At 61.6% G+C, this 23,028-nt stretch carries 25 protein-coding genes; 17 read left to right on the plus strand and 8 right to left on the minus strand.

Annotated elements, in window-relative coordinates:
• The first annotated feature begins 101 nt into the window (after positions 1 to 101).
• The gene (locus QCL51_RS00705) at positions 102 to 989 is read left to right on the plus strand and encodes an RHS repeat-associated core domain-containing protein (RefSeq protein ID WP_230849510.1); all 888 of its coding nucleotides are present in this window, start codon (positions 102 to 104) and stop codon (positions 987 to 989) included.
• Between the two features lie 452 nt (positions 990 to 1,441).
• Positions 1,442 to 3,352 carry an FTR1 family protein gene (locus QCL51_RS00710; RefSeq protein WP_103463456.1) on the plus strand — a complete coding sequence of 637 codons (1,911 nt, stop codon included), beginning with the start codon at positions 1,442 to 1,444 and terminating at the stop codon, positions 3,350 to 3,352.
• Positions 3,353 to 3,414: 62 nt separating this feature from the next.
• On the opposite strand, the gene QCL51_RS00715 is transcribed toward QCL51_RS00710, so the two are convergent.
• Positions 3,415 to 3,660: a TIGR02647 family protein gene (locus QCL51_RS00715; RefSeq protein ID WP_021782549.1), complete on the minus strand. Its 246-nt coding sequence runs from the start codon at positions 3,658 to 3,660 to the stop codon at positions 3,415 to 3,417.
• Positions 3,661 to 3,729: 69 nt separating this feature from the next.
• Complete coding sequence (locus QCL51_RS00720) at positions 3,730 to 4,032, minus strand: hypothetical protein (protein ID WP_021782550.1); 303 nt, start codon at positions 4,030 to 4,032, stop codon at positions 3,730 to 3,732.
• Between the two features lie 148 nt (positions 4,033 to 4,180).
• Here QCL51_RS00720 and QCL51_RS00725 point away from each other — a divergent pair, with 148 nt between their 5' ends.
• A complete protein-coding gene (locus QCL51_RS00725) occupies positions 4,181 to 4,843 on the plus strand; it encodes a glutathione S-transferase (protein ID WP_021782551.1) in 663 nt (220 codons plus the stop codon).
• A 124-nt stretch (positions 4,844 to 4,967) separates the two neighbouring features.
• On the opposite strand, the gene argH is transcribed toward QCL51_RS00725, so the two are convergent.
• Positions 4,968 to 6,362, minus strand: a complete 1,395-nt coding sequence (gene argH / locus QCL51_RS00730; RefSeq protein ID WP_021782552.1) for an argininosuccinate lyase — start codon at positions 6,360 to 6,362, stop codon at positions 4,968 to 4,970.
• Between the two features lie 297 nt (positions 6,363 to 6,659).
• Here argH and QCL51_RS00735 point away from each other — a divergent pair, with 297 nt between their 5' ends.
• From QCL51_RS00735 to QCL51_RS00765, 7 genes are all read left to right on the plus strand, one after another.
• Positions 6,660 to 7,403, plus strand: a complete 744-nt coding sequence (locus QCL51_RS00735) for a LytTR family DNA-binding domain-containing protein (RefSeq protein WP_021782553.1) — start codon at positions 6,660 to 6,662, stop codon at positions 7,401 to 7,403.
• A gap of 118 nt (positions 7,404 to 7,521) precedes the next feature.
• Positions 7,522 to 8,463, plus strand: a complete 942-nt coding sequence (gene hemC, locus QCL51_RS00740) for a hydroxymethylbilane synthase (protein ID WP_021782554.1) — start codon at positions 7,522 to 7,524, stop codon at positions 8,461 to 8,463.
• Complete coding sequence (locus QCL51_RS00745) at positions 8,460 to 9,227, plus strand: uroporphyrinogen-III synthase (protein ID WP_021782555.1); 768 nt, start codon at positions 8,460 to 8,462, stop codon at positions 9,225 to 9,227. The genes hemC and QCL51_RS00745 overlap by 4 nt, the downstream gene beginning before the upstream one ends.
• A gap of 45 nt (positions 9,228 to 9,272) precedes the next feature.
• Complete coding sequence (locus QCL51_RS00750; RefSeq protein WP_021782556.1) at positions 9,273 to 10,373, plus strand: uroporphyrinogen-III C-methyltransferase; 1,101 nt, start codon at positions 9,273 to 9,275, stop codon at positions 10,371 to 10,373.
• Positions 10,370 to 11,608 carry a heme biosynthesis protein HemY gene (locus tag QCL51_RS00755; RefSeq protein WP_021782557.1) on the plus strand — a complete coding sequence of 413 codons (1,239 nt, stop codon included), beginning with the start codon at positions 10,370 to 10,372 and terminating at the stop codon, positions 11,606 to 11,608. Before QCL51_RS00750 ends, QCL51_RS00755 begins: the two co-directional genes overlap by 4 nt.
• A 222-nt stretch (positions 11,609 to 11,830) precedes the next feature.
• Positions 11,831 to 12,337 (plus strand): disulfide bond formation protein B, encoded by a 507-nt coding sequence (locus tag QCL51_RS00760; protein WP_021782558.1) that lies wholly within the window; start codon positions 11,831 to 11,833, stop codon positions 12,335 to 12,337.
• A 231-nt stretch (positions 12,338 to 12,568) separates the two neighbouring features.
• Positions 12,569 to 13,039, plus strand: a complete 471-nt coding sequence (locus QCL51_RS00765) for an Rsd/AlgQ family anti-sigma factor (RefSeq protein ID WP_021782559.1) — start codon at positions 12,569 to 12,571, stop codon at positions 13,037 to 13,039.
• A gap of 8 nt (positions 13,040 to 13,047) precedes the next feature.
• On the opposite strand, the gene QCL51_RS00770 is transcribed toward QCL51_RS00765, so the two are convergent.
• Complete coding sequence (locus QCL51_RS00770) at positions 13,048 to 13,686, minus strand: FKBP-type peptidyl-prolyl cis-trans isomerase (protein ID WP_021782560.1); 639 nt, start codon at positions 13,684 to 13,686, stop codon at positions 13,048 to 13,050.
• A gap of 178 nt (positions 13,687 to 13,864) precedes the next feature.
• Here QCL51_RS00770 and QCL51_RS00775 point away from each other — a divergent pair, with 178 nt between their 5' ends.
• Positions 13,865 to 14,878 carry an AlgP family protein gene (locus QCL51_RS00775; RefSeq protein WP_274101488.1) on the plus strand — a complete coding sequence of 338 codons (1,014 nt, stop codon included), beginning with the start codon at positions 13,865 to 13,867 and terminating at the stop codon, positions 14,876 to 14,878.
• On the opposite strand, the gene QCL51_RS00780 is transcribed toward QCL51_RS00775, so the two are convergent.
• Positions 14,857 to 15,336 (minus strand): TIGR02444 family protein, encoded by a 480-nt coding sequence (locus QCL51_RS00780; RefSeq protein ID WP_103470275.1) that lies wholly within the window; start codon positions 15,334 to 15,336, stop codon positions 14,857 to 14,859. The genes QCL51_RS00775 and QCL51_RS00780 overlap by 22 nt on opposite strands.
• Positions 15,337 to 15,386: 50 nt before the next feature.
• On the opposite strand from QCL51_RS00780, the gene QCL51_RS00785 reads away from it, so the two are divergent.
• From QCL51_RS00785 to QCL51_RS00795, 3 genes are all read left to right on the plus strand, one after another.
• Positions 15,387 to 17,297: an ATP-binding cassette domain-containing protein gene (locus QCL51_RS00785; protein ID WP_103470274.1), complete on the plus strand. Its 1,911-nt coding sequence runs from the start codon at positions 15,387 to 15,389 to the stop codon at positions 17,295 to 17,297.
• Positions 17,297 to 17,884 carry a mechanosensitive ion channel family protein gene (locus tag QCL51_RS00790; protein ID WP_103443290.1) on the plus strand — a complete coding sequence of 196 codons (588 nt, stop codon included), beginning with the start codon at positions 17,297 to 17,299 and terminating at the stop codon, positions 17,882 to 17,884. The genes QCL51_RS00785 and QCL51_RS00790 overlap by 1 nt, the downstream gene beginning before the upstream one ends.
• A gap of 198 nt (positions 17,885 to 18,082) precedes the next feature.
• Entirely contained in the window at positions 18,083 to 18,715 is a 633-nt protein-coding gene (locus tag QCL51_RS00795) for a LysE family transporter (RefSeq protein WP_103443291.1), read from the plus strand.
• A gap of 48 nt (positions 18,716 to 18,763) precedes the next feature.
• Here QCL51_RS00795 and QCL51_RS00800 read toward each other — a convergent pair whose 3' ends face one another.
• Both QCL51_RS00800 and QCL51_RS00805 read right to left on the minus strand, forming a co-directional pair.
• Complete coding sequence (locus QCL51_RS00800) at positions 18,764 to 19,516, minus strand: slipin family protein (RefSeq protein ID WP_021782566.1); 753 nt, start codon at positions 19,514 to 19,516, stop codon at positions 18,764 to 18,766.
• 2 nt (positions 19,517 to 19,518) lie between these two features.
• A complete protein-coding gene (locus tag QCL51_RS00805) occupies positions 19,519 to 20,865 on the minus strand; it encodes a nodulation protein NfeD (RefSeq protein ID WP_021782567.1) in 1,347 nt (448 codons plus the stop codon).
• 98 nt (positions 20,866 to 20,963) lie between these two features.
• Between QCL51_RS00805 and QCL51_RS00810 the strand changes: the two genes are divergently transcribed.
• From QCL51_RS00810 to QCL51_RS00820, 3 genes are all read left to right on the plus strand, one after another.
• Positions 20,964 to 21,422, plus strand: a complete 459-nt coding sequence (locus QCL51_RS00810) for a YbaK/EbsC family protein (protein ID WP_021782568.1) — start codon at positions 20,964 to 20,966, stop codon at positions 21,420 to 21,422.
• Between the two features lie 61 nt (positions 21,423 to 21,483).
• The gene (locus QCL51_RS00815; protein WP_021782569.1) at positions 21,484 to 21,726 is read left to right on the plus strand and encodes a DUF2789 domain-containing protein; all 243 of its coding nucleotides are present in this window, start codon (positions 21,484 to 21,486) and stop codon (positions 21,724 to 21,726) included.
• Positions 21,727 to 21,795: 69 nt separating this feature from the next.
• Positions 21,796 to 22,434, plus strand: a complete 639-nt coding sequence (locus QCL51_RS00820; protein WP_021782570.1) for a hypothetical protein — start codon at positions 21,796 to 21,798, stop codon at positions 22,432 to 22,434.
• Between the two features lie 6 nt (positions 22,435 to 22,440).
• Here the strand turns inward: QCL51_RS00820 and QCL51_RS00825 are convergent, their stop codons facing one another.
• Positions 22,441 to 22,878, minus strand: coding sequence for a CBS domain-containing protein (locus QCL51_RS00825; RefSeq protein WP_021782571.1), 438 nt, complete (start codon positions 22,876 to 22,878; stop codon positions 22,441 to 22,443).
• Positions 22,879 to 23,028: the final 150 nt, after the last annotated feature.

The raw sequence follows: 23,028 nt of genomic DNA on the forward strand, positions 1-23,028 counted from the left end.
TCACTGGGACTTAATTAATACTATCAATATTGCTAGTGGCGGATACCCCTGTGTTTGAGCAAGATGTGGAGTCTGAACTTATGTAGATGGAGGATACAGGGGTGAAAAGCCATGTGAATTACTCGCCTTATGGGTATCCGGGGCCAGGTGCTTTGAACTGTGTGCTTGGGTTCAATGGAGAGTATCGAAGTGATCTCTCAGGCTTCTACGTTCTCGGTAGAGGCGTCCGTTCATTTTCCTCCATCCTCATGCGCTTTTTGAGCCCGGATCCATATAGTCCATTTTCACTAGGTGGTTTGAATATCTATGCTTACTGTGCCGGCGATCCGGTTAATCGAGTCGACCGAAGCGGCTATTTTTTTTCAGCCGCCATGACACAAAAAATTCATCGTTGGCGGATTAGCGCGCAGCTCACTGTAACGTATCGTTATGCGCCTACCTCTAAGCAGTTCATTGATAGCCAGGCAGCCGGAATTGCGAAAAATTATGGTGGCTCCTTAATATCTACGTCATTTAAACAGAATCGTTTAAGAGTCATCGATAATGTGCAGAGGCTCGGCGTTCAGCATCCCAGAGAGCTAGGCGACATTGTTCGAAATATGGTGATTTTGCCTCAAGAACAGATGTCCAGTGCCGCAAAGGACCTTGGGCGAATTTTCAAGTCAAAACCTCGAAATTTCAGCGGTACGGCAGCGGGTTATCGAGGAATTCATGTCCGTTATAGTCCCCGTGGAAGAGTTCATGGCGAGACGCAGTTTCATACCAAGCAGCAAGCTTTCGCGATACTTCCTGAGAATGTAGCGCGCCCCGTGATAGGCGCAGACCTATACGATGCTTGGTCCTCCAAAGCTCAAGCTCAGGGATTTCATCCGGGGCAGGCCCACGAGCTTTATGAGATCTTCAGGGTGAGCGGTGACTCAAATAATATTAGGGAAATTTCCTTGGCGAACAGTAGGGCATATTGGTCATTTATTGAGTCCTTAAATTAGGAAGTGTGTGAGCACAGTCATCATCTCCGATCTGTTCTGCCAGCAGCCAAGCATGCTGCTCGGCTGTACTGGTTATCTGCCCGTCGAATCTGAAATGGGAGATGGCCAAAATTGCTGATAGTGCCGCGCGGATACTAAGCGAGATGGTCAAGGCGCTGATCGATGATATGGAGCAAGTGGTGAACAAGGTGCGTCAATAGCCTTTAAGAACCTGAGCCCGTTGTGCGGCCCATCGCTGGTAAGCCAGCTCCCACATGATCAGAACAGGTTTTGAGGGCGCTGCAATACCTGTGGGAGCAGCTTGCCTGCGATCCAAAGGCAAAGCGCTCGGCCAACCCTCCCGCTTCACCTAATTTGTAGCAAGATTTTTCATGAAATCCGCCCAAGACCCTTGAGTGAAGCAAAGTGGAAGTGAACAATGTTCTCTTTCGCATTCACCTTCGAGACTGGCCATGAATACCCGTTCCCGTCTGCTTGCCTGGCTGCCGGCTTTGCTGCTTGGCCCGGTGCTGGCGCTGTGCAGCACCTTGGCGCTGGCCGAGTCCCCCGCCGAGGCTGCCAAAGCCCAGCACCTGCTTGATTACATTGGCGCTGACTACCCGCCGACCGTGCAAGACGGCAAGGTGATCGACGATGGCGAATACCGCGAGCAACAGGAGTTCAGCGCGGTATTGGCGGACCTGGTCAGAGGCCTGCCCGCAAATACTGAACAAGCTGCTTTGGAACAAGGTGTTCAAGCGCTACGCCAAGCCATCGACCAACGCCAGGAGGGCGCCGCAGTCGCCAAACAGGCCCGACAGCTGGGTGCACGACTGGCTGTGGCCTACGAGGTCAGCCAGGCACCGGTGATTACCCCGGACCCAGCCCGCGGTGCTGCGCTGTACGCGCAAAACTGCTCGATTTGCCACGGCGAAACCGGCGCCGGCGATGGCCCGGCTGGCGTGGGCCTGGAGCCTGCACCCGCCAACCTGCGCGATGTTTCGCGCCTGGACCAGTTGAGCCTGTTCGACCTCTACAACACCCTGGCCCTGGGTATCGACGGCACCGAAATGCCGTCGTTTGCCGACCAGCTGGACGATCGCCAGCGCTGGGACGTGGCCGCGTACATCGCCAGCTTCACCGCCAAGCCGGAAGCGGGCAAGGGTGACAAGGCCTGGAACCTCGCCGACCTGGCTCGCCAGACGCCGGCCGAAGTCGCCGCCAACGAAGGCACTGCGGCCGTCGAGGCATTCCGTGCCCAGCGTGCTCAACCGCCGCAAGTAAAGCGCGGCCCTGCGCAATTGCTCGAATACACGGCCAGCACACTGGACAAGAGCCTGGCGGCCTACCGCGCAGGCGACCACGATCAGGCCTATGACCTGTCGGTGGCGGCCTACCTGGAGGGTTTCGAGCTGGTGGAAAGCTCGCTGGACAACATCGACACCCAGGCGCGCAAGGACACCGAAAAAACGCTGATGGCCTACCGTCAGTCCTTGCAGGACGGCTTGCCCGTGGCCCAGGCCGAACAGCGTCTGGCCGACGCCAAAACCAAGCTCGAGCAGGCGGCCAAGCTGCTGGGCAGCGATGGCCTGAGCTGGACGCTGAGTTATATCTCCGGTTTGCTGATCCTGCTGCGTGAAGGCCTCGAGGCGATTCTGGTGCTGGCGGCGATCCTGGCCTTCCTGCGCAATACCGGGCAGCAGTCGGCAGTACGCAGCGTCAACATCGGCTGGGGCCTGGCGCTGGTTGCCGGCTTCGCCACCTGGGCGCTGGCAGCCTATGTGATCGATGTGGGGGGGGCTCAGCGTGAGCTGCTGGAAGGCGGCACGGCCCTGTTCGCCGCGGTGATGGTGCTATGGCTGGGGGTGTGGATGCATGACCGCCGCCATGCAGCCGCCTGGAAGGACTACATCAAGAGCAGCCTGGTCAGCGGCGGCGGGCGCTTCGGTTTTGCTGTGCTGGCCTTTTTCTCGGTATACCGCGAATTGTTCGAAGTAATCCTGTTCTACGAGACCCTGTGGCTGCAGGCAGGCCCTGCCGGGCATCAAGCGGTGCTGGCGGGTGGTGCGACGGCACTGATGCTGCTGGTGGGCCTTGCCTGGGTGATTTTGCGGGGTTCGGCCAAGCTGCCGCTTTCGCTGTTCTTCAGCATCAACGCCGCGCTGCTGTGCGCGCTGTCGGTAGTATTCGCCGGGCATGGCGTGAAGGCGCTGCAAGAGGCCGGCGTGCTGGGCACACGGCCGGTGGCGTTCTTCGAGTTCGATTGGCTGGGGATTCATGCCGATGCCTACTCGCTGTCGGCGCAGGCGGTGGCGTTGCTGGCCATCGTGCTCCTCTACGGCCGCTCGTGGCTGGCGGAAAGGCGCAGTGCTGCGGCCAACTGAGTGGAGCGTGCGCGGTCCCACAGGGACCGCGCAAGGCCTCAGATCTTGCGCAAGCCTGATGCTCAGGCCGGCTGTGGCGCCTTGAGAATGTTCTGCAGCAGTTGGACACTTTCAACGGCGTCATGACCCAGACTGGTCAGGTAGCCGCCATCCGGTTGATCGGTCAGCCCCTTCTCATGCAGGCGTTGTGCAGCCGCGATCAGGGCGGGGGATGCGGTGCTGGTTATCTTGATGCCTTCCTGGCTGCTGTCGTGTTTGAACAGCGCGAGTACTTCCAGTTCGTCGATCAGATCGGGGGTAAAAGGCATGGCAGCTCCTGACTTCCAGACAAGGATGGCGGCACCGTCAGCGGTGCCTGATCTTCGAGTGTAGCCGGGTTATTCGTCGTCGCCTTGATCCATCTCAGGCGGCAGCTCCGGCAGTGCCCGCAGAGCGTTCTCATACCACTCGCCGTTGAACGCACGGTCCTCTACCAGCATGTTGTCGATTTCGAAGGCCAGCACATGGGCCATCAGGTTCAGAATGTCTTCACGCTCATAGCCAACCAGCGTCAGCTTGTTGAAAGTGGCCTTGGCCGCAGGCGGCTCGCCGCTCTCGATCTGGTTTTCGATGGCTTGGGTCAGCGTGGCCTCGGCGAAGGCTTCGTCGTCGTCATTGCCGATGTCGGTGGGCTCGCTCATGGCGGTACTCCTAGGATGGGATGCAACAGTGTGCCATGCCTATGGCGGCAATGCCCGAGCATTGACGCGGTGCATGACGCTGGTCAGCGGCAGGCGTTCAGTCTATAAAAGCCAGGCCAACTCCTTACGGCCTGGAGGCTGTTACCTCATGCTCAAGCTTCATGGATTCTCGGTCAGCAACTACTACAACATGGTCAAGTTGGCCCTACTGGAAAAAGGTCTGCCCTTCGAGGAAGTCACCTTCTATGGCGGCCAGGCGCCACAGGCGTTGGAAGTGAGCCCGCGGGGCAAGGTTCCGGTGCTGCAGACCGAGCAGGGCTTCCTCAGCGAAACCAGTGTGATCCTCGACTACATCGAACAGACCCAAAGCGGTAAGGCACTGCTGCCGGTCGACCCGTTCGAGCAGGCCAAGGTGCGTGAACTGCTCAAGGAAATCGAGCTGTACATCGAGCTGCCGGCGCGTACCTGCTACGCCGAGTCGTTCTTTGGCATGTCGGTCGAACCGCTGATCAAAGAGAAAGCGCGTGCTGACCTGCTGGCAGGTTTTGCCACGCTCAAGCGCAACGGACGCTTTGCACCCTATGTGGCGGGCGAGCAGATGACGCTGGCAGACCTGATGTTCTGCTTCTCGGTCGACCTGGCCAACGCGGTGGGCAAGAAGGTGCTGAACATCGACTTCCTGGCGGACTTCCCGCAGGCCAAGGCGTTGCTGCAGCTGATGGGCGAGAACCCGCACATGGCGCGGATCTTGGCGGACAAGGAAGCGTCGATGCCGGCCTTCATGGAGATGATTCGCAGCGGTAAACGCTGAGTCTGGTGTTGTGCCCTTCGCGGGCATGCCCGCTCCCACAGGTCTGCACCGCTATTGAAACTTGTGCAGTATCTGTGGGAGCGGGCGTGCCCGCGAACGAGGGCGAAGCCCTCGCCTTGGGGGGTTAGCGAGACGCCAACAGGGCCTTGCCACGAACAACGGCAGCGCGCACCTGCGCCGGCGCCGTACCACCAATGTGGTTACGGGCGTTCACCGAACCTTCCAGCGTCAGCACGGCAAACACGTCCTGCTCGATCTGGTCGCTGAACTGGCGCAGTTCGTCCAGGCTCATCTCGGCCAGGTCCTTTCCAGTGTCCACACCATACTTCACCGCGTGGCCGACGATCTCGTGGCAGTCACGGAATGGCAGGCCACGGCGAACCAGGTAGTCGGCCAGGTCGGTAGCGGTGGAGAAGCCGCGCAGGGCCGCTTCACGCATGATGGCGTGCTTGGGTTTGATCGCCGGGATCATGTCAGCAAAGGCCCGCAGCGAGTCGCGCAGGGTGTCGGCGGCGTCGAACAGCGGTTCCTTGTCTTCCTGGTTGTCCTTGTTGTAGGCCAGCGGTTGGCCTTTCATCAGGGTCAGCAGGCCGGTCAGGGCGCCGAACACGCGGCCGCTCTTGCCGCGTACCAGCTCTGGCACGTCCGGGTTCTTTTTCTGCGGCATGATCGAGCTGCCGGTGCAGAAGCGGTCCGGAAGGTCGATGAACTGGAACTGCGCGCTGGTCCAAAGCACCAGCTCTTCGGAGAAGCGCGAAAGGTGCATCATCGCCACGCTGGCAGCGGCGCAGAATTCGATGGCGAAATCACGGTCCGACACGCCATCCAGCGAGTTGCCGGCCACGGCTTCAAAGCCCAGCAGCTTGCAGGTCAGTTCACGGTCGATCGGGTAGGTGGTGCCGGCCAGTGCGGCGCTGCCCAGTGGCATGCGGTTGGTGCGCTTGCGGCAGTCGACCAGGCGCTCATAGTCGCGGCTGAGCATTTCGAACCACGCCAGCAGGTGGTGACCAAAGGTGACCGGCTGCGCCGTCTGCAGGTGGGTGAAACCAGGCATGATGGTTTCGGCTTCACGCTCTGCCTGCTCCAGCAGGCCCTGCTGCAGGCGGGTGATTTCGCCCAGGATCAGGTCGATTTCGTCACGCAGCCAAAGGCGGATGTCGGTGGCCACCTGGTCGTTGCGGCTACGGCCGGTGTGCAGCTTCTTGCCGGTGATACCGATGCGGTCGGTCAGGCGTGCTTCGATGTTCATGTGCACGTCTTCGAGGTCGACACGCCAGTCGAAGTTGCCGGCTTCAATCTCGCCCTGGATGGTTTTCAGGCCATCGATGATGGTGTCGCGCTCGTCATCACTGAGCACGCCGACCTGCGCCAGCATGGTGGCATGGGCAATCGAACCCATGATGTCGTGACGGTACAGGCGCTTGTCGAAATCTACCGAGGCGGTGAAGCGGGCGACGAAGGCGTCGACGGGCTCACTGAAGCGGCCGCCCCAGGACTGATTGGTCTTGTCGGTGCTCATGGATTCACTCATTGCAGGCGTGAACGAAAAAGTGGCGTCGATGATAGCAGGGTTGGGCTGGCTGCCGCAGGGCGCCGGTCGAGAGAAATGCCCGGAAAATCGCAGAGAAGGATTTCAAGGAATGAACGGCAGTGTTCCACGGACCGTCTACAGTTGGACAAAGGACTGGCAGTGAATCTGCCGGGCCGAGTGAATCTTTGGCCATCGCACCGGTCTAGAGCGTGACCGCAGTGTCGCTCGAACCACACCTGTCTACGCTATACCTGTGCGAGACTCATTCAGGAATCCAGCGCAATTATGAATGTCCTGATCGTTGATGACGAACCCCAAGGCCGTGAACGCCTCAGCCGGCTGCTCGGCGAACTGGAGGGGTACACCGTGCTGGAGCCCAGCGCCACCAACGGCGATGAAGCCTTGGCGCTGATCGAAAGCCTCAAGCCCGATGTGGTCCTGCTGGACATCGGCATGCCAGGCCTGGATGGCCTGCAGGTCGCCGCTCGCCTGTGCGAACGCGAGGCGCCGCCCGCGGTGGTGTTTTGCTCCGGGGATGATGAATACGGTGCAGAGGCATTCAAGGACAGTACCCTCAGCCATGTGACCAAGCCCTTCCAGGCGCAGGCCTTGCGCGATGCCTTGCGCAAGGCCGAAAAACCCAACCGTGCCCAATTGGCGGCGCTTACCCGGCCAGCCAATGAAGGCGGCGGCCCTCGCAGCCATATAAGCGCCCGCACGCGTAAAGGCATCGAACTGATCCCTTTACCCCAGGTGATCTATTTCATTGCCGATCACAAGTATGTGACCTTGCGTCACGAAGCCGGGGAGGTGCTGCTTGACGAGCCGCTCAAAGCCCTGGAAGACGAATTCGGCGAACGCTTCGTGCGCATCCATCGTAATGCGTTGGTCGCCCGTGAGCGTATCGAACGCTTGCAGCGCACCCCGCTGGGGCACTTTCAGCTGTATCTGAAAGGCCTGGACGGCGATGCCTTGACCGTCAGCCGTCGCCATGTGGCCGGTGTGCGCAAGATGATGCAGACGCTCTGAGGCCCTCGGATCCAGGCCGCTCCTGCACCTGGCTGCGTATGACCTGTTGATCCGTATCTGCAAGCGATACCGGCGATGCTGTTATCATCGGCGGTATTTCTCTGGATCGGGGCGTTTCATGTCCACTCGCGAAATCCGCATTGCCACCCGTAAAAGTGCTTTGGCCCTGTGGCAGGCCGAATACGTCAAGGCCCGCCTCGAGCAGGCCCACACCGGTCTGAAGGTGACCCTCGTACCCATGGTCAGCCGTGGTGACAAGTTGCTCGACGCGCCGCTGGCAAAAATCGGCGGGAAGGGCCTGTTCGTCAAGGAACTGGAAACCGCGCTGTTGGACAACGAAGCCGACATCGCCGTGCACTCGATGAAAGACGTGCCCATGGACTTCCCCGAGGGCCTGGGCCTGTACTGCATCTGCGAGCGTGAAGACCCGCGTGATGCCTTCGTTTCCAATACCTTTGACAGCCTTGAAGCGCTACCCGCCGGCAGTATCGTCGGGACCTCAAGCCTACGCCGTCAGGCCCAGTTACTGGCGCGCCGCCCGGACCTGCAAATCCGTTTTCTGCGCGGCAACGTCAATACCCGCCTGGCGAAGCTGGATGCCGGCGAGTACGACGCCATCATCCTCGCCGCAGCGGGCCTGATCCGTCTGGGCTTCGAAGACCGCATCACCTCCACCATCAGCGTCGATGACAGCCTGCCGGCAGGTGGTCAGGGCGCGGTGGGCATCGAGTGCCGCAGTGCCGACGTTGAGATCCATGCACTGCTGGCGCCACTGCACCATGTCGACACCGCTGACCGGGTGATGGCCGAGCGCGCGCTGAACAAACGCCTGAATGGTGGCTGCCAAGTGCCGATCGCCTGCTACGCGGTACTTGAAGGTGACCAGTTGTGGCTACGTGGCCTGGTCGGCCAGCCTAGCGGCGGGACCTTGCTGGTGGCCGATGCCCGTGCCCCGCGTGCTGCTGCCGAGACCTTGGGCGTACAGGTGGCCGAAGACCTGCTGGGGCAGGGCGCCGAGGCCATTCTCAAGGAAGTCTACGGCGAGGCCGGTCATCCGTGAGCCAATGGCGCCTGTTGCTGACCCGGCCTGCCGAGGACTGTGCGGCGCTGGCGCAAAGCCTGGCGGCAGCGGGCGTGGGTAGCAGTTGCCTGCCTCTGCTGGAAATTGAACCTATTACCGTGCAGGCCCCACAGCGACTGTCGCTGGAGGGCTTGCATGACTTCCAGGCGATCCTTGTGGTCAGCAAGCCGGCCGCCCGGCTGTTGCTAGAGCATCTGGCCCAGGCCAGCATCCAGCCTCCGCAGCGAGGCTGGTTCACCGTGGGTGAGGCTACCGCTGGGGTGCTGCAGGGTGCAGGGCTGGAGGTAAGCTTTCCGCCGCGTGGCGATGACAGCGAAGCCTTGCTGGCACTGCCGGCCCTGCGCCAGGCACTTACCGAGCCGGCACCGCGTGTCTTGATCGTTCGCGGCGTCGGAGGTCGCGAACTGCTGGCAGAGCGTCTTGCAGAGCAAGGTGCTAGTGTCGAATATCTGGAACTGTATCGTCGCTGCCTGCCGGCCTACCCGGCGGGTACGCTGATGCGCCGCATTGAAGCGGAACGCCTCAATGGCCTAGTGGTCAGCAGTGGGCAGGGTTTTGAACATTTGCAGCAGATGGCCGGTGCCGATTGGCTGCGGCTGGCCCAGTTGCCGCTGTTCGTGCCCAGCCCGCGGGTTGCCGAGCAGGCCAAGGCCGCCGGGGCCCAACAGGTTGTGGATTGCCGTGGCGCCAGTGCCACGGCCTTGCTGGCAGCCGTGCAGCGTAGCGCTGCACCTGCCTCTTAAGGCGCTAAGCTGAATGCGGTGCGCCCCCATGCAAAGGATGGATACGTGAGCGAGACTGTCTTGTCCAATAACGATCAACCGTCGGCACAGGCGCCTGCGGAACCCGTTACCACCCCACCTGCCAAGCGCTCCGGCAGTGGCCTGGCAGCGCTGGCCTTGCTGCTTGGTGCGGCCGGGGTGGCGGTAGGTGGCTGGGGTGTCTGGCAGGTGCGTCAACTGCAGGGCAGTGAGTTCAACCAAGGCCAGCACATCGAGGCGCTGAACCAGCGCGCCGAGGCGCTGCAGCAACGTGAGCAGCAGATCAGTGCGCAACTGGCCAGTCTGCCAGCTGCCAGCGAGCTGGAAGACCGCCGGCGTTTGGTAGCCCAGCTACAGGGCGACCAGCAGCGTCTCAGTCAGCGCCTGGAAACCGTGCTGGGAGAAAGCCGCAAAGAATGGCGCCTGGCCGAAGCCGAGCACCTCCTGCGCCTGGCTACCCTGCGCCTTTCGGCGTTGCAGGACATCACCAGTGCCAAAGCCTTGGTCGAAGGCGCCGACGAGATCCTGCGCGAGCAGAGCGACCCGGGTGCCTTCGCTGCCCGCGAGCAACTGGCACGCAGCCTGGCCATGCTCAACAGCACTCAGCAACCGGACCGAACCGGCCTGTTCTTGAAACTGGCTGCACAGCGTGAGCTGGTACAGCAGTTGAGCGCCCAGTCCCCAGAGTTCGACAGTAACGCCGATGCGTTTGGCGCCCTGACCGCCGACGGTGATGGTGCCAGCAGGCTGTCGCAGTGGTGGGCGGAAATATCCAAGTACTTCCAGATCGACTTCAACGCCGATGAAAACGTGCGTCCGTTGCTGGCCGGGCAGCAACTGAACCAGCTGCGCCTGGCCTTGAGCCTCACTATCGAGCAGGCCCAGTGGGCGGCGCTCAATGGCGATGCCAAGGTTTACACGCAGGCGCTGGACGACGCCCGCAGCGTACTGCTGGCCAACTTCAACGCAGACAACCCGCAAAGCAAGGCCATGCTCGACAGCCTCAATGCCTTGGCCGATCAGCCGGTGTCGGTGGTTACCCCTGACCTCAGTGAAAGCCTGGCGGCTGTGCAGGCCTATATTCAGCGCCGTCACCTGCCGGCCGAGGCTGAAGGGGGCAAGCCATGAAGCGTGTCTACCTGTTGGCCGTGCTTGCAATCGTGGTTGCTGCGGCACTGGGCATCGCGGTCGCCAAGCACAGCGGCTATGTACTGATTTCCTATGGTGGCTTCCGTTATCAGTCGGGGCTGTGGGCAGCCTTGGCGGGTATTTTGGCGGTCGTCCTGCTGCTGTGGTTGCTGCGCTATCTGGTCGGCCTGGTGCTGACCTCCAGTGGTGTGGTCAACCCTTGGTCACGGCGCAACCGCAGCCGACGTATCCGCCTGGCAATCGAACAGGGCCAGCTCGATCTCGCCGAAGGCCGCTGGGCCAGTGCCCAGCGACACTTGCACCGTGCCGCCGAGGCTGAGCGCCAACCGTTGTTGTACTACCTTGGTGCCGCGCGCGCGGCCAACGAGCAGGGCCGCACCGAAGACAGCGACAACCTGCTGGAGCGTGCCCTGGAGCGCCAGCCACAAGCGGAGCTGGCCATTGCCCTGACCCATGCCCAATTGCAAATGGACCGCGGTGAAAGCGATGGAGCCCTGGAAACCCTGCTGGCCATGCAGGAACGTCACCCGCACAACAGCCAGGTGCTGCGCTTGCTGCAGCGCCTGCACCTGGAGCGCGGCGACTGGTCTGCACTGATCCGCCTGCTGCCCGACCTGCGCAAGGGCAAGGTGCTGCCGGCCGCCGAGCTGGCGGCTCTGGAACAACGTGCCTGGGGCCAGAACCTGAGCCTGGCCGCCACCCGTGGCGAAGACACGCAAAGTGCACGTCAATCCTTGGAGCGCGCTTGGCAGCAACTGACCGCAGCCCAGCGCCAGGAGCCACAACTGGTGCTGGCGTACGCCGAGCAATTGCGCCAGGTAGGTGCCCAGAACGAGGCCGAACAAGTGCTGCGCACTGCCCTCAAGCGCGACTATGAAAGCCATCTGGCCCGCCTTTATGGCCTGGTGCGTGGGGATGACCCGGCACGTCAGTTGCAAACCGCTGAAGGTTGGCTCAAGGCTCACCCGCAAGACGCAAGCCTGCTGCTGACCCTGGGTCGTCTGAGCCTGCAGAACCGCCTGTGGGGTAAGGCGCGTGATTACCTGGAAAGCAGCCTGCGCATGGAGCGCAATCCCGAGGCCTGTGCTGAACTGGCCCGCCTGCTTGCGGGGCTGGGCGAGACCGAGCGCAGCAACCAACTATTCCAGGAGGGCCTTGGCCTTCTGGACGAGCGCCTGCTGGCGCTGCCTTTGCCAGAAGGCGTACGCGCCTGACCCACCCCAAGGCCCGCGCCAAGGTGCGGGCTTTGGGGGCGGGTAATTTATCTTTTCCTGTCAGTTAGATCTGAAGTCCATCTCTTCCGTCGTCTCCTACCTCATATCTGGAAATTTCCTACGCGATTCAGCGACTTGTCGTTGTTGTCGTGCCTTGAAACAAGGCGTGTCTTTCCTCTACCGTTTCAAGCCACTACTTTTTCCCCGGGACCTTCACTGCCCATGCTGCCGGCCCGTTTGCGCACCTTTTTTCTTCCTGCCTGCCTGGTTGCACTGGCGGTACTGGTTGCGTCTTTTCGTCTGGAAAACACAGTGGGGCTGAGGCCGTGCCCACTGTGCCTCAGCCAACGGTTGCTGCTTGGCGTTTACGCGCTGCTGTGTTTCGCCGCCGTGCTGCAGGCGCCGGGCACGCAGGGCATCCTTCGTTACGCTCGGCTGGCGCTGGGCTGCTCGCTGGCCGGCGCATTGCTGGCCGCACGGCATGTCTGGTTGCAGGGTGTTGAGGTGGGCAATGATGTATGCCCGGTGCCGATAGGGCGAGTGTTCGAGCAATCCTGGGGTGAGGCGGCACGGCAACTGTTGCTGGGTGGCCCGGATTGCCGTTCGCTTGCCTGGAGCTTTCTCGATCTGACACTGCCGGAATGGAGCCTGTTGGCTTTCCTGCTGCTGGCGGCTCTGCCCTTGAGTTGCCTGCTGGCGTATCGTTTCCGCACCCTGGCTAGAACATGACCTGGCGCAAGGTTGCGCCATTAGCGCGACCAATGGCGATGTAACAGGTTATTAAACACTTGTATGAACTTTGTGTGCTGCGTACCTTGAAGGGCAGCACGCGCGGGAATAATCTCCCAGCACGCATACCGGAAAAACAACTGCTCGATGCCGTCCTGCTGATGTCACCTTTGTGCTGCGCGGTCGTGGTGCGAGGTGCAGCGGCATCTACCCAGAAGGGAAGAGATCGCCATGCTCGATAGTTGTCAGAACGCCCAGGAACGCTGGGGTGGGGTTCACAAGCTGATCGACCGTTGGCTGGAGGAGCGCCAGGAACTGGTGCAGGCTTTTCGCGCCCTGCGCGATGTGAAGCCAGCCTTCGCCGACAAGGATACCAACGGGGACTTTTGCTCACTTCTGGTCGACTACGTTTCGGCGTGGCACTTCGAAGTCTGCGAGCAACTGGTCAGCGAGGCCAAGGCGTTCGGAGACGAGAAGGCGCTGAAGCTGGCCGAAGAGATCAACCCTCGGATCAACGACAGTACTCAGATTGCACTGGCCTTCAATGACCATTGCGCCAAGGGGGAGTGCAAGGACACCGAACGCTTTGCCGAGAAGCTGGCCAAATTGGGCGGGTTGTTGCATGAGCGCTTCGAGCTTGAAGACTGTCTGATCGAAGTGCTGCACAACGCACACAAAGAAGAGGGTGCAGTGCAGGCCTGAGGTTGGCGTCAGTCGCCAACCGCCAGCAGTTCGATCTCGAATACCAGGGGGGTGTAGGGTGCAATCAAATCCCCCGCCCCCTCGGCGCCATAGGCTTGCGCTGAAGGAATTACCAGGCGCCATTTGGCGCCAGTGTGCATTTTCGGCAAGGCGACCTGCCAGCCTTCGATAACCGAATCCAGGTTGAACCATTGTGGTGTCTGGTTTTGGTCGAATACCGAGCCATCCGGCAGTCTGCCCACATAGCGTACCTGCACTTTGCCGCCTGCTTTCGGCTGAGCCCCCGTGCCCGCCTGCAGTTCACTGTACAGCACACCTTCCGTTAGTTCGTGTACCCCGTAACGCCCACGCTCATTAGCCATGAAACGTGTTTCGGCAGCCTGCAGCTTTTGCGTAGCGGCGTCACTTTCCTGGGTTTCATGCTGCTGGAGCACCGCCTGCATGCGTGCCTTGTCGAGCTTGAGGGGTTGCCCCTGATAGGACTGCTTCAGGCCTTCGACCAGCGCATCCAGTTGCAAACCCGGCATCTCCTGGCGCAGGCGTTCACCCAGGCTGGCACCCAGGCTGTAGGCCAAATCGTGGTCTTCGCTCTCGGCCAAGGCGAGGGGTGCCATCAGGCATAAACCTAAAACAAGATATCGAGGCAACGCCTGACTCCCAAATACCAGCAATGATTAATTCAGCAACTACACTTTCACGCAGCTGCAAGATAACAACTTTGCCCAGGCATGCAACGCGGCGTAAATATTACGGTCAACATGCCCTAGCGGCGGTAGCAGCAGAAGCATAGTATGAGCCGTAATCTCGTCAGCCAGGAGGTAAACCATGTCGGCCAAAAAGAAGCCAGTAAGTACGCCGTTACACCTGCTCCAGCAACTTTCGGGCAGCTTGCTCGAGCACTTGGAAGAGGCCTGCTCGCAAGCGCTGGCTGATGCGGAAAAACTGCTGGCGAAGTTGGAAAAGCAGCGTGGCAAGGCACAGGAAAAACTGCACAACGGTCGCCTGAAACTGCAAGACGCGGCCAAGGCAGGTAAAGCCAAGGCGCAGACCAAGGCGCAAAAAGCCATTGGTGAACTTGAGGAACTGCTCGATTCTCTCAAGGAACGTCAAACCCAGACCCGCTCTTACATTCAGCAACTCAAACGCGATGCTCAGGACAGCCTCAAGCTGGCCCAGGGTGTAGGCAAGGTACGCGAAGCAGCAGCCAAGGCACTTGATCAGCGTGCAGCGAAACCCGCCAAGTCGGCTGCCGCCAAGCCTGCGGCCAAACCAGCTACGAGGTCGGCCGCTGCCGCCAAGCCTGCGACCAAACCAGCTGCGAGGTCGACCGCTGCTGCGAAGTCTGCGGCCAAACCGGCTGCCAAGGCGACCGCTGCCGCGAAGCCTGCGGCCAAACCGGCTGCCAAGGCGACCGCTGCCGCGAAGCCTGCGGCTAAACCGGCTGCCAAGGCGACCGCTGCCGCCAAGCCTGCGGCCAAACCGGCTGCCAAGGCGACCGCTGCCGCCAAGCCTGCGGCCAAACCGGCTGCCAAGGCGCCCGCTGCCGCGAAGCCTGCGGCCAAACCGGCTGCCAAGGCGACCGCTGCCGCGAAGCCTGCGGCTAAACCAGCAGCCAAGGCGCCCGCAGCAGCCAAACCTGCGGCCAAGCCAGCTGCCAAAGCCCCTGTTGCCAAGCCAGCCACAAAACCAGCTGCCGCCAAGGCACCTGCACGCACGGCCGCTAAGCCTGCCGAGGCCAAACCCGCTACACCGGCCGCCGCAACCAACTCGGTGAGCCCGGCGGCTGCAGCACCGTCGGCACCTGTGAGCACGCCTGCTCAGGCACCTTCGGCGTCCTGAAGCGCAGCCGCTGCGACGCGCAACTGAACTAGCGCGTCATGATGCAGAGCCTGGTCCGGTGCCAGCCGGGCCAGCCAGTCGTCCGCGGGCTCATGGGAGCCCACGGGCCACTGTTGCGAGCGTTCCTGCAAGCGCTCAAGCAAGGCTTTTTCAGCCCGCAACTCCAACCCTTTCACTTGTTCACGTAATGCCGCCAGTTGTGTATCACCCGATGCTGTGGCTCGCCATTGCTGGCGCAGGCTGCGTAGCGGGGTAACCACGTCACGCTGCCAGGGCTCGGCGAGTTCTTGCAGTGCTTGTGCGCGTTCGCCCAGCACGGTTACTCCGCGTGCTTGTAGCCAGGTTGCGCACAGCAGCAGGCAGACATCACCGCCCAGTGCCTGCAGTTCAAGGCAGGCGGCTTCCACGCCGGGCCTGGCATACAGGGTCAGGGCGTAATTCCAAAGGTCGGTGTGCATGGTTCCACTCGCGCTATGGGCCGAGGAAGCTGGTAGACTCCGCGACCATCATGATCAGACTATCCAACCTCACTTTACAGCGTGGTCCGCAGCGCTTGCTAGAAGGCGCCGAGATGACCCTGCACGCCGGTCACAAGGCCGGCCTGATCGGCGCCAACGGCGCCGGAAAATCCAGCCTGTTCGCCTTGCTGCGCGGTGAGCTGTCACCCGATGCCGGTGACTGCCAACTGCCCGGCGACTGGCGCATCGCCCACATGCGCCAAGAGGTCGACACCCTCGACCGCCTGGCTGTGGACTATGTGCTTGACGGCGACGTGCGCCTGCGCAAGGTCCAGGCCGAACTGGCCGCCGCCGAGCAGGCCCACGACGGCACCGCCCTGGCGCGCCTGCACAGTGAGCTGGAAAGCGCCGACGGCTATACCGCCGACGCCCGTGCGCGCAAATTGCTGGCTGGGCTGGGCTTCACCAACGAGCAGATGGACCGCCGTGTCGGCGATTTCTCTGGTGGCTGGCGGATGCGCCTGAACCTGGCCCAGGCCCTGATGTGCCCGTCCGACCTGTTGCTGCTCGACGAGCCTACCAACCACCTCGACCTCGACGCGATCCTGTGGCTGGAAGACTGGCTCAAGGGCTACCCCGGCACGTTGTTGCTGATCTCCCATGACCGTGACTTCCTCGATGCCGTGGTCGACCATGTGCTGCACGTCGAGCAGCGCAAGCTCAACTTGTACAAAGGCGGCTATACCGCCTTTGAGCGCACCCGTGCCGAGCGTCTGGCGCAGCAGCAGCAGGCCTACGAGAAGCAGCAGGCGCAGCGCGCGCACATGGAAAAGTACATTGCCCGCTTCAAGGCTCAGGCTACCAAGGCCCGTCAGGCGCAAAGCCGGATCAAGGCCCTTGAGCGCATGGAAGAGCTGTCGGCGGCGCATGTCGATTCGCCGTTCGACTTTGTCTTCCGTGAATCGCAGAAAATTTCCAGCCCGTTGCTGAGCCTTTCCGAAGGTAGCCTGGGTTATGGCGACAAGGCCATCCTCGACAAGGTCAAACTGCAGCTCACCCCAGGCGCTCGTATTGGTCTGCTTGGGCCCAACGGCGCCGGCAAGTCGACCCTGATCAAGAACCTTGCAGGTGAGCTGGAGCCGTTGTCGGGCCGTCTGGTTCGTGGCGAGAACCTGGCTGTAGGCTACTTTGCCCAGCATCAGCTGGACTCGCTGGACGACAAGGCCAGCCCGCTGCTGCACCTGCAGCGCATCGCCCCTACCGAGCGTGAGCAGACGCTGCGCGACTTCCTCGGCGGCTTCGACTTCCACGGTGCCCGCTGCGACGAGCCAGTGGTTAACTTCTCCGGTGGCGAAAAGGCTCGCCTGGCACTTGCGCTGATTGCCTGGGAGCGGCCAAACCTGCTGCTGCTTGACGAACCGACCAACCACCTGGACCTGGAAATGCGTCTGGCACTGACCATGGCCTTGCAGGAGTTTGCCGGTGCAGTGGTGGTGGTGTCCCACGACCGTCATTTGCTCAAGAGCACCACGGACGACTTCCTGCTGGTGGCCGACGGCAAGGTCGACACCTTCGACGGTGACCTGGAGGACTACAGCCGCTGGCTGGTCGAGTACCGCCAGCGCAGTGCGCCGGCCAGTACTGCACCGGCCAACCCGGACAAGACCGACAAGAAAGCCCAGCGCCAGGCTGCCGCAGCCTTGCGTCAGCAGTTGGCACCGCACAAGAAGGCTGCCGACAAGCTGGAAACCGAGCTCAACCAGGTGCACGCGCAGTTGGCCGAGATCGAGACCGCGCTGGGTGATGGTGGCCTTTACGAGGCGGCGCGCAAGGACGAGTTGCGCGACCTGCTGGCGCGCCAGACCAAGCTCAAGCAACGCGAAGGCGAGCTGGAAGAGGCCTGGATGGAAGCGCTGGAAACCCTTGAAAGCATGCAGGCCGAACTCGAGGCACTGTCCTGATGGAGGAACTGCGTTCGCTGCTGCCAGGGCAATGGATGGATACCTTCTGGCTAGGCTTGCAGATACTCTTGATCCTGGTCGCGGCGTTCATCCTGCAGCGTATCGTCGCCCGTGGGCTTGGCCGACTCGGCCAGCGTTACCCGTTGCCGCCGGAGTTGCTGGTGCCCGTTCGCGGTGGCCTGCGCTGGCTGATCATGGGCAGCGCGCTGCTGTTCGTGCTGGAGCGCCTGGGTGTTTCGGCGACTGTGTTGTGGACAGCACTTTCCGGCTTCGTAGCGGTAGCGGCGGTGGCCTTCTTCGCCATGTGGAGCGTGTTGTCCAACCTGTTGTGCGCGGTGTTGATATTCACGGTTGGGCCGTTTCGCATCGGCGATGTGGTCGAGCTGGTCGACACCCTCGACAAGCCCGGTGTGAAAGGCCGGGTGATCGCCATCAACCTGCTGTTCACCACGCTGCTGGAAATGCCCGAAGCGGGTGGGGCGCTTGTGCAGGTGCCTAATAGCCAGTTCTTCCAGAAGTCAGTACGACGCTGGCGCGGGGCCGAGGTACAGGCCCTGCACAAAGAAACAGCTGCCGAAGCTGACTGAACCTGTACTGGCCCCTTCGCGGGCGCGCCCGCTCCCACAGGTATCCCACAGCGTCTGAAAATGCACTGTAGGCGTGGGAGCGGGCGTGCCCGCGAAGAGGTCAGGTCAGGCACCACAAATCCATCAGAAATCACTGGTTATTTTTTCGCCAAAACCTTAGCTTAACGTTTTGCAACAAATGTTCGAGCGAGGTGTGTGATGTCGATGGAAGTATGGTTGGGCTTCTTTGCTGCCTGCTGGGTGATCAGCCTTTCACCTGGTGCCGGGGCGATTGCCTCGATGTCCAGCGGCCTGCAATACGGCTTCTGGCGTGGTTACTGGAACGCCTTGGGCCTGCAGCTGGGCCTGATCATGCAGATCGCCATCATCGCCGCCGGCGTCGGTGCCATCCTGGCCGCCTCGGCCACGGCGTTCCAGGTCATCAAGTGGTTTGGCGTCGCCTACCTGGTGTACCTGGCCTATAAGCAATGGCGTGCACTGCCGATGGACATGAGCGATGAATCAGGCGTGCGCCCGATCGGCAAGCCGCTGAGCCTGGTGTTCCGTGGTTTCCTGGTCAACATCAGCAACCCCAAGGCGCTGGTGTTCATGCTGGCGGTGCTGCCGCAGTTCCTCAACCCGCATGCGCCGCTGCTGCCGCAATATGTGGCGATCACCGTGACCATGGTCACTGTCGACCTGCTGGTGATGGCGGGGTACACCGGGTTGGCTTCGCATGTGTTGCGCATGTTGCGCACACCCAAACAGCAGAAGCGTTTGAACCGGACCTTTGCCGGGTTGTTCATTGGTGCAGCCACCTTCCTCGCGACCTTGCGCCGCGCGCCGGTCTGACAGACCGAATACAGGCCATTCGCGGGCAAGCCCGCGATTGGTCCATCACTATTTCTCCTTGCCAGCCAGCCCCTTCAGCAAATCTATCGGCAGCGGGAAGACGATGGTCGAGCTCTTGTCCCCGGCAATCGCCCCCAGTGTCTGCATATAGCGCAACTGCATCGCCCCCGGCTCTTTGCTCAGCATTTGCGCGGCTTGCATCAGTTTCTCCGACGCTTGCAGTTCACCTTCGGCATGAATCACCTTGGCCCGACGTTCGCGCTCGGCCTCGGCCTGGCGGGCGATGGCGCGTATCATCGACTCGTTCAGGTCAACGTGCTTGATCTCGACGTTGGCCACCTTGATGCCCCAGGCATCCGTCTGCGCATCCAGCACCTGGCGGATATCCAGATTCAGTTGCTCGCGCTCTGCCAGCAGCTCATCCAGTTCGTGCTTGCCCAGCACCGCACGCAGGGTAGTCTGGGCCAGCTGGCTGGTCGCCACCAGAAAATCCTCGACCTGAATGATCGCTTTTTGCGGGTCGAGCACGCGAAAGTACAACACTGCGTTGACCTTGACCGAAACGTTGTCGCGGGTGATCACATCCTGCGGCGGCACATCCAGTACCACTGTACGCAGGTCGACCCGTACCATTTGCTGAATCACCGGGATCAACAGGATCAGCCCCGGCCCTTTGACCTGCCAGAAGCGCCCCAGTTGAAACACCACGCCGCGCTCGTATTCGCGCAGGATGCGAAACGCCGACAGCACCAGCATGGCCAGCACGATCAGCACTGCGCCGAAACCGAATTGCATGAACATGCTCATTCTCCTTGCGTCGCAGGGGCGGCGGCGCTCACTTCCAGCATCACGCCATGGCGCGCGGTCACCCGTACGTTCTGGCCAGTTTGCAGGGGCGTTGCGCACCGCGCTTGCCATGGTTCGCCCTGAGCCAGCACGACACCACAGAATGGGTCGCTTGCCATCACCTGGGTGACGGTGACCAGGCTGCCGACCAGGCCGGCGTCGCCACTGACCAGCGCCCGCTTACGGGCCTTGAGAGCCATGCCCAGCACGCCACCGATCAATAATGCCGAGAGCAGCGCCAGGGTGCCGATCAAGGCCAGCGGGATGCCGAAACCGGGGGCGTCGGTGTCAATCAGGATCAACGCGCCGACCACAAAGGCAACGATGCCGCCGAAGCCGACCACGCCGAAACTGGGCAAGAAGGCTTCGGCGACCATGAAGGTAATGCCAAGCAGGATCAGCGCCACCCCGGCGAAACTCACCGGCAATAGCTGCAGCGCATACAGCGCCAGCAGCAGGCAGATACCACCGACCACACCACCCACCGCAGAACCGGGGTTCATGAATTCGAACAACAGGCCGTAAACGCCGATCATGATCAGGATCAGTGCCACGCTGGGGTTGGTGATCACCGCCAGAACCCGTGTGCGCCAGTCCGGCAGATGCTCGACCACGCTGGCGCCTGCGGTCTGCAACTGCCGTGGCTGGCCGGCCACCTGGAGCATTTTGCCGTCGAGCTTGCGCAGCAGGTCAGGCAGGTCATCGGCCACCTGATCGATCACGTTCAGGCGCAAAGCCTCGCTGGCGGACAGGCTGACCGCCTCGCGCACGGCCTTCTCCGCCCAGTCGGCGTTGCGGCCGCGCATTTGCGCCAGGCCACGGATGTAGGCAGCAGCGTCGTTGACCTGTTTGCGTGCGAGGGTTTCATCGTCGCCGCCTTTGGCCTTGTCATCATCGGGCGTGCCAGGCGGGCCGCCGATCCGCACCGGCGTGGCAGCACCCAGATTGGTCCCGGGCGCCATCGCCGCAATATGGCTGGCGTAGAGAATATAGGTGCCGGCGCTGGCGGCGCGGGCTCCGCTGGGGGCAACGTAGCTGGCGACCGGCACAGGGCTGGCGAGAATTGCCTTGATCATCTGGCGCATGGCGCTGTCCAGCCCGCCCGGGGTATCCATGCGGATAACCACCAGTTGCGCGCCTTGCGCCTGGGCCTGGCCAAGGCTGCGTACCAGGTAGTCGGCGCTGGCTGGGCCGATGGCGTCGTCGATGCCCAGCACCCACACCGCGCCGGGCGCTGCCTGGCCACCTGGCGTGATGCCAAGCAACAACAGCAGCAACAGCCAGCGCCAGCAGTGGGCGATCACCTGTCGTCACCTCATTTGCGCGTATTACACAAGTTTAGCCCCGACCACTCGTACCCGGCCTAAAATTGAAGATTGGGGGGCGAAACCGGAGGTGCATCATGCGTATGGCAAAGACCCTGCAGGCCAGCCTGGACAAGGCCAACTGCGACTACGACATCATTCCCCACCCACATTCGGCCACCAGCCTGGAGTCGGCCCGTATGGCCGGCGTGCCCGCCGAACGGGTCGCCAAGGCGGTGATGGTCGATGACCGTCACGGCAACTACATTATGGCCGTGCTACCGGCCAACCGGCATCTGGACCTGGACAAGGTGCGCATGTCCGGGGCCTGGCATCTGACCCGTGAAAGCGGTCTGCCGAGCCTGTTCAATGACTGCGAACGCGGTGCTGTGCCGGCCCTTGGCGATGCTTACCAGATAAAAATGCTGCTCGACCCGAGTCTTACCCGCCAAGGCGATGTCTACCTGGAGGCGGGTGACCACGATCACCTGATTCACATGAGCATGGAGCAGTACATGAAACTGGTGCCGCACGCCGAAGTGTGCGAGCTGTGCTGATGTTTTCAAACCAATGCCAGGCGGGCGTCGTGGACGGCTTGCCTGGCGCTCAGGAGGAACCATGGAAGCGCTGATCCATCCCTTTGCCGAGCTGTTCAAGCAGCTGGGCTTGCCCGACGATCCCAAGAGTATCGATCAGTTCATCACCAGCCATTCCCCGCTGAAGAACGAAATCAAGCTGGTGGATGCGCCATTCTGGAACGACTCTCAGCGTGCATTTCTCAAGGACAGCATCATTGAAGATTCCGATTGGGCTGTGCCCTTCGATCAACTCAACGAAGCATTGCGCCGCCCCCGAAAATAAAGCGCCGAGTGGCACCTGACGAGTGATCGGCCGTTGCTATGCTCAGGAAAACAATAAGGGGATAGCGCGATGAAAGATCCCTACGCACCAGGCTTCTGGTGTTCCGTGACGATCCTGGGCACCCTGACGGCCAGTTACTTCTATGGCATCAGGCAGACGCAACAGATGACCCAGGCGGTGCATTTCCTGTATGCCGCTGCCGCAGTCACTGTGGCGGTTGCACTGGTGGCGCTGACATGGATCGCCTGGCAGCAACTGCGCCTGAACAAGCGCGAAGTGGTGCAGGGGCGAACGTTGCTGACCATCTGGAACACCAAGGTTGCACTACGCCGCGTCGAGACGGTTTTCGACCGCTATTTCTGGGGCAGCTACTGGCATTCGGGGCGTACCTTCGAAGAGGTCATGGGCGAGCTCAGAGGCACACCGCTGGAGCAGAGCCTGGATGCGTTGAAGCGCCAGTGCCGGGTGCTCGACCGCGAAATCCATGACCGCCATCACCACTGGCTGGCCAACGCTCGCGACCTGTCCAGCGTGGCCCAGGCGATGGCCCGTGAACGCTACCAGCTTGACCTCGGCGAGCCCACGCACAGCGGCCACGGCAATACGGCAGTGCTCAACCGCGACCTGGAAGTGTTGGTGTACACCTGGTCGGCGCGCTTGCGTAGCTTCGACCATCAACTGGACGAGTTGGAGCGCGCCTACCATTGAGGCGCGTCATTCGCCGCGGATGTACTGCTCCATCTGCTTGATCAGGCTGGCCTGTTCGGCGATGGTTTCCTTGACCAGGTCACCGATAGACAGCAGGCCGAGCAATCTGCCGTTGTCGACCACCGGCAGGTGACGCAGGTGGCGGTCGGTCATCAGGTTCATGCAGAAGTCGAGCTTTTGCTTGGGTTCCACGGTGACCACCGGTGCACTCATGATTTCGCGTACCGGGGTGGCGGCGGAAGAGCGGCCCTTGAGGACCAGTTTGCGCGCATAGTCCCGTTCACTGACGATACCCACTACCTGGCTGCCCTCGACTACAGGCAGCGCACCGATGTTTTTCTCCGCCAGCAGTTTCAGGGCGTCGAGCACCGAGTCATCCGGGCCGATGGTGTAGACGGTCTGGTGCTGGGACTTGGTCTTGAGGATTTGTTCGACGGTCTTCATACGGGCCTCTGCGGATAAAAAAGCACTGTCTCGGAGTAACTAAAGCATCCGGTACGGCGCTCTGCACGGCAATGCAGGAAACGGCATGGAGCCGATTGAAAAACGTCATTGCTGTTCGCTTGCAGCGGCCTTTTCGCGGCTAAAGCCGCG

This window comes from Pseudomonas sp. LTR0, assembly GCF_036630035.1.
GTDB lineage: Bacteria > Pseudomonadota > Gammaproteobacteria > Pseudomonadales > Pseudomonadaceae > Aquipseudomonas > Aquipseudomonas putida_Y.